This window comes from Promineifilum sp. (SeqCode) (assembly GCF_041918635.1).
GTDB lineage: Bacteria > Chloroflexota > Anaerolineae > Promineifilales > Promineifilaceae > Promineifilum.
On record NZ_JAYRVJ010000420.1, the window covers coordinates 1 to 6,143 of the forward strand.

The 6,143-nt window shown below is 67.8% G+C and carries 4 protein-coding genes and 1 pseudogene; all 5 read right to left on the reverse strand.

The annotated features are described in order from the left end of the window. A pseudogene (locus ACE3UY_RS13050) lies at positions 1-503 on the reverse strand (hypothetical protein); the annotation flags it as partial. Next, positions 493-1,266, reverse strand: coding sequence for a phosphonate ABC transporter ATP-binding protein (phnC, locus tag ACE3UY_RS13055; RefSeq protein ID WP_374687947.1), 774 nt, complete (start codon positions 1,264-1,266; stop codon positions 493-495). The pseudogene ACE3UY_RS13050 and the gene phnC, both read right to left, overlap by 11 nt. A 100-nt stretch (positions 1,267-1,366) precedes the next feature. Next, positions 1,367-2,362, reverse strand: a complete 996-nt coding sequence (locus tag ACE3UY_RS13060) for a phosphate/phosphite/phosphonate ABC transporter substrate-binding protein (protein WP_374687948.1) — start codon at positions 2,360-2,362, stop codon at positions 1,367-1,369. 210 nt (positions 2,363-2,572) lie between these two features. Continuing rightward, complete coding sequence (locus ACE3UY_RS13065; protein ID WP_374687949.1) at positions 2,573-3,625, reverse strand: SIS domain-containing protein; 1,053 nt, start codon at positions 3,623-3,625, stop codon at positions 2,573-2,575. Positions 3,626-3,647: 22 nt separating this feature from the next. Next, a complete protein-coding gene (locus tag ACE3UY_RS13070) occupies positions 3,648-6,110 on the reverse strand; it encodes a hypothetical protein (RefSeq protein ID WP_374687950.1) in 2,463 nt (820 codons plus the stop codon). Positions 6,111-6,143 lie beyond the last annotated feature (33 nt).

Consider the following 6,143-nt stretch of genomic DNA (forward strand, 5'->3'; position numbering starts at 1 on the left):
GCGCTCGTCGTGACGATGGGGGCGGTCGTGGCCTGCCGGTTCGGCTCCGGCAGCGGCTCGACGCAGGGAACCATGATCGGCGTCAGGCCGACGAAGTCCTCGGTCGGGTACTCGAAGAGATCGGGGTTGAACAGCGAGCGCAGATAGGGCTGGACGCCGGGCAGGCCGGTGATGAGCCGCGCCGGCCGCACCTCGGTGACGACCGTGGCCGCGCCATAGAGCACCAGGCCAATGAGCAGCAAGGCCAGACCCCAGCGCGGCTGCTTGCCCTGCGCGATCTGGTAGGCGTCGCGGGCGATCCACAGCCAGAACAGCAGCAGCGGAGCCAGCAGCGCGACCGTTCCCGTCCACAGGACGAGGCCCAACAGCAGGAAGAAGGTCAGGAAGAGGACGGCCCCGCGCGACCTCTCGCGCAGGATGAATTGGCCGCCGCCGGGAATGACCAGCGAGAGCAGGGCCGGCAGCCAGGGGCGGGCGGAGGGGTGTTGGCTTTCAGGAGGCATGCGGCGGCGCTACCGACACCATTTCCGCCTCCTCGCCATACACCTCTTTGAACTTGGCCGGCGTCAGCTCCGACGGTAGCCCGTCGAAGACGAGTTCGCCGGCCTTCAACCCGACGACGCGGGTGGCATAGCGGTGGACGAGATCGAGGAAATGCAGGCTGCAAAGGACGGTGATGCGGTCTTGCTGGTTGAGGAGTTCGAGATAGCGCAGGATGGAGTGCGACAGCACCGGGTCGAGACTGGCGACCGGCTCGTCGGCCAGCAGTAGCTTCGGCTCCTGCATCAGGGCGCGGGCGATGCCCACGCGCTGCTGCTGGCCGCCGGAGAGCTGGTCGGCGCGGTTGTCAGCCTTGTCTTCGATGCCTACGCGGGCCATGGCCGCCACCGCCCGCCGCCGGTCGTCGGTCGAGAAGCGGCCAAAGAGGCTCCAGAAGGGATGGACATAGCCCAACCGTCCGGTCAGCACGTTGGTTGTCACGCTGCTGCGCTTGACCAGGTTGAAGTGCTGGAAGACCATGCCGATCTGCCGGCGAATCTGGCGCAATTCCGTCCCGCCAGCGGCGGTGATGTCCTGCCCGTTCCAGATAACCGCACCGGACGTAGGATCGATAAGGCGGTTGATACAGCGCAGCAGGGTGGACTTGCCGGAGCCGGAGAGGCCGATGATCGCCAGGAACTCGCCGTCGCGCACGTCGAAGCTGATGTCTTTCAGTGCGACCGTCCCATCGGGGAAGACCTTGGTCAGGTTTCTGATCTGGAGCATGGACCCTCCACTTCAAGGTGCGACCCACCTTCTGAGGTGGGTCGCACCTGCTTGTTACCTGCCAAGGTGCAACCCACCTCAGAAGGTGGGTCGCACCAAGTTATTGCGCCAACTCCTCAATATTGAGGCCGGCGCGGCTCAGGTCAGCGCGGAAGGTGTCATAGAAGGAGTCTTCGGACTCCAGCAGCCCTTCGATGTTGTAGAGCGTGTTCAGCGCTTCCTGTCCTTCGGGGGAGGCGGAGATGTCCAGCAGCGCGGCGACGATCTGGGCCCGCATCTCAGCCGGGAAGTCGGCGGTGAAGGAGACGCTGTCGTTGGGGATATCGCTGGTGGTCGCCAGGACGACAACCTTCTCCAGCACGTCGGGGAACTCCTCCTCGATGCCGGTGCGGGCGTCGGCGAAGGTCGCGCCGGCGTCGCAATCGCCGTTGTAGACCTGAGTCACGACGTTGTTGTGGCTGCCGGCCTCGATGGTCTGGCTGAAGGCGGTGTCGGGGTCGATGCCCTCGGCGGCCAGCATGATGCGCGGGATGATGTAGCCGGAGGTCGATGCCGGGTCAACCCAGCACATGACCTTGCCTTCCAGGTCTTGCAGCGTCTCGATGCCGCTGTCCGCGCCGACGATAATCTGGCCGGCGTAGGTGGTGGCGTCGAAGCGGGACGTGACCATGGCTGCGTCCACGCCGCACTGCTCGTTGGCCATGACGTAGTTGAACGTGTTTAGCCAGCCGATGTGGGCCTGGCCGGCGCACATCGCCTCGCGCACGGCCGAGAAGTCGGTGCCGACGGTGGACTCGACCACCAGACCGGTCTGCTCAGTGATCATCTGGGCCAACGTCTCGCCGCTGGCGATGATGTCCTGGGTGTCGCCCGAGGGGACAAAGGACATAACGATGGGGTTCTCCGCGGTACCGAGGTCGGTCGCCGCGGGCTCCTCGGCTGCCGGCTCCTCGGCCGCGGGTTCTTCGGCGGCCGGCTCTTCGACGGCCGGGGCCTCGGTCGGGGTCACTTCAGCCGCCCCGCCGCCACACGCGGCCAGGGCCAGGGCCAGCAGGCCCACCAACAACAACACAAATGGTAATCTACGGGCGTTCATTCTTTCCTCCGGGGTTTTTAAACGAGCCGTTGGCGGCTCGATCTGACGGCCGCCGGACGCCGCGAGCGGCGTGGGCGACCATTTAGGAAGTATCGTTATGGTACATGCGTCGGCGGCGGTTGACAACTGTAGCGGTGTCGGCGCTTGTAGCGCGGGATGGTATCCCGCGTTCGCTACGCCGAAGAGGCGGGTTGCCAACCCGCGCTACATCTACACCGTCTCCGTCACCTTCCGGATCGCCCGCGGCGCGTCGATGTCGTAGTCGCGGGTGTGGGCCAGGCGCATCGCCAGCAGTTGGCCGGGCACGATAGCCGTGATGGGCGATAGCCACTCCGGCGCGGGCGCGGGTAGCGCCAGTGGCACGCGGGCCAGCGCCAGCAACGCGGCATCGTCGCTGATGGCGATCACCTCCGCCTGCCGCTCGCGCAGCGTGCGCGTGAAGTCCAGCGCCTCGGCGCTCATCTGGCCAGACGGGGCCACGACGACCACGGGGAAACCCGGCTCGATCATCGCCAGCGGCCCGTGCAGGAAGTCGGCGCTGCTGTACGGCTCGACGATGGTGTAGGTCAGTTCCTTCAGCTTCAGAGCCATCTCGAACGCCGTGGCGTAGTTGTAGCCCCGGCCGATGATCACGCAGCGCTGCATATAGCGGTAGCGCGGCGCGGCGGCGGCGATGGCCCCATCCATGTCCAGCGTGGCCGCCATGGCGTCGGGGATCGCGGCCAGTTCGGCGCGCTGCTCGGCCGGGCTGCTCAGCGCCGCGCTGAGCAGGGCGATGGCCGCCAACTCGGCGGTGTAGGTCTTGGTGGCCGCCACGGCCCGCTCGTCGCCCGCTTGCAGGTTGATGACCACGTCCCCCTGGTCGGCCAGCGGCGAAGCGGGGCGGTTGGTCAGCACAGCCGTCAGCGCCCCCTGCCGCCGCGCCTCGGCCAGCACGGCGACGATGTCGGGGCTTTGGCCGCTCTGGCTGATGCCGATGACCAGGGCGTTGCCGAAGCGGGGCGGGCGGTTGTAGATGGAGAAGAGGCTGGGCGCGGCCAGCCCCACAGAGAGGCCGTTGCGCGCCCCCAGGACGTACTGGGCGTAGCGGCCGGCGTTGTCGCTGGTGCCGCGGGCGGCGATGACGACGTGTTCCACGCCGCGGGCGCGGATGAGGTCGGCCAGCGCCGCGGCCGTGGCCTCTTCTTCGTCCAGCAGTTGCCGGAGGACGGCCGGCTGTTGGTGGATTTCGCGGTAAAGATGGGTGTTCGTTAGCTGGGTCATAAGGCTCCAGGTGCAACCCACCTCAGAAGGTGGGTCGCACTGCCGCTTCCGCTAGTTCAGTCGTCTCCGTCGCGGTATGACGCGCGGCGGCGAGGAAGAGCAGGCCGGCGGCGGTGTAGACCAGCGCGGCCACCAGCAGTGTCAGCCGGAAGCCGACGTGGATGGCCAGCGCCGTCGCCAGCGCCGAGCCGAGCACGGACGTGACGCCGTTGATGCCCCACAGCCAGGGCACGACCGAGGGCTGCCGCCGCCCCACCCAGCGGATGCCGGTCGGGAAGGGCATGCCCATCAGGAAGCCGAGCGCCGACAGCAGCAGCACGGCCACTACCAGCCGCGCCGCCAGCCCCAGGTGGAGCGTGCTTTCCAGCACGACGCTGCTGAGCGCCGCGTGCAGCGCCAGGAAGACGGCCAGCGCCGGAAAGGCCAGCCGCAAATTGCCAGCGATGCGCCCCGCCGCCCAGCGTCCGCTCCACCAGCTGCCCAGGCCGCTGAACAGTAGCAGCGAGAACAGCACCACGGCCAGCGAGTAGACCGGCTGGCCCAGGTAGACGGTCAGCTTCTGCATCGTCGGTATTTCGACCATCATGAAGGCCAGTCCCAGCGCGCCGAAGTAGGCCAGCGTGGCCGCCGGCGGCCGCTTCAACCCGCGCCGCTTCGTCCCCAGCCACAACGGCCCCAGGATGAACAGCGCGCTCAGCGTGGCCGTCACGCCGATGACGGCGAACAGGATGTAGATCGCCTCCATGCTGGTGCGATAGACGCCGCTGCCGCTGAGGGCCGGGTCTAGCAGGTCGCCCAGCAAGATGAGGTTGAAGAAGAACGGCCGGTTGTCGGTGGCCGGGCTGATGTCCAGCGGGTAGGCGGCGATGAAGGCGTCGTGGTCAGGGTCGGTGATGAAGCGCCCTACCTCCTCGGTCGGCGTCAGCCCCGGCGCGTAGAGCACCTGGTAGCCGAACGACCCGGCCACCTCTTGCAGCCCAGCTACCTCGTCGGGCGTGAAGGGCTGGCGCTTGAAGAGCGTCGTCGACAGCCCCTCGGTTCCGGCGCGGGCGGGGTCGATCATGGCGATGACAGCCACGTGCTGGCGCGGGTCCTCCACGCCGGCCGCCTCCCAGCCGGCTAGCCCCGTTGTCACCAGCCGCAGCGTCTCCGCCGGGCGGTTGGGCAGATACCAGCGCGAGATGCTGAGCACGCCCGCCTCGCTGAGGTGGTCGAAGTAGCTGGCGAACGCCTCGCGGGTGTAGAGGCTGTTCTCCGACAGGGCGAACGCGCCCGAACCGCCGGCGGCCCAGGTATCGATGAGCGAGGCTTGAATCACGTCGTAGATTCCCGGACTGCGGTCGATGTAGCCGCGGGCGTCGGCGACGACCACCTCCACGTCGGGCCGGCTGTAGAGATTGCCGGCGAACTCGGCGAACGGCCCCTGCACCGCCTCGATGACCGCCGGGTTGACCTCGACGGCCGTGACGCGCGGTGCGCCGGTAGCCAGGGCGGTCAGCACGTCGCGCCCGCCGCCGGGGCCGATGACCAGCGTCGTCGGGCTATCGATCAGGTGGTAGGCGATGGCCGTCAAGTCGTTGCGCAGGAATTGGACGGTGTCGAGGTTGCCGTCGAAGCTCTGGATGGGCGTGCCGGCCACGGCGTCGATGAGCAGCAGGGCGTGATCCCAGCGCCCGCCGGCGGCGATGGTCTCCTCCCACTTCGGCGGCGAGATGCCCCAGAAGAAGGGAAACACGTCCGGCTCATAGACCGTCACGCGGGAGTGGATGTTCCACTTCTCATAGACGATGGCCGGCTCCGCGCCGCCGGCCTTGTTGACGACGATGCGCAGCCACGGCCGGGCGACGTTGCTGACCAGCAGGCCGCCGGTGAATAGCAGGGCGATGCCGGCCGTGATCATCCAGGCGCGCCGGCCGTAGATAAAAGCCGTCGCCGCCAGGGCCAGCACGAAGCTGAGTAGGAACAGGGCGTTGACGCCGCCCAAGCGCGACAGGGCGGCCACGCTGAGCAGGCAGCCCAGCGCCGCGCCGATCAGGTCGGCGGCGTAGACCCGCCCCGCGTCGTCGGGCCAGCCGGAGAGGGTCAGCGCCAGCACCGCGCCGGACAGGAAGAACGGGATGGAAAGCAACACGTAGATGAGCGCCAGCCAGCCGAGCTGGACGAGCGAGAACGCGCCCTCGCGGTTCATCAGCACCGGCCGGAACGGGATGCGCAAATAGATCAGGAAGACGATGGGCACGGCGATAGCCAGCGCCACGGCGGCCCGGCCGATCCACTTCTGGGCCGCCTCCGGCCGGGTCAGGTGGGGGAAGAAGTAGAGCGTCACGCCCGCTGTGGCGCTGCCCATCAGGGCCATGGAGATGGCGAGGAAGGCGAAGTGATACCACATCGTCACGGAGAAGATGCGGGTCAGCACCACTTCCAGCGCCAGCGCGCCCATGCTGATGAGGAAGACGCCGAGCAGCAGATGTCGGGTTGTTTTCATGCGATGAGACCTTACGATGGATTCTGCCAGCGC

Coding starts and splice junctions, on each gene's coding strand:
- phnC (WP_374687947.1), bottom strand. CDS start 1,266: ATGCTCCAGATCAGAAACCTGACCAAGGTCTTCCCCGATGGGACGGTC.
- ACE3UY_RS13065 (WP_374687949.1), bottom strand. CDS start 3,625: ATGACCCAGCTAACGAACACCCATCTTTACCGCGAAATCCACCAACAG.
- ACE3UY_RS13070 (WP_374687950.1), bottom strand. CDS start 6,110: ATGAAAACAACCCGACATCTGCTGCTCGGCGTCTTCCTCATCAGCATG.
- ACE3UY_RS13060 (WP_374687948.1), bottom strand. CDS start 2,362: ATGAACGCCCGTAGATTACCATTTGTGTTGTTGTTGGTGGGCCTGCTG.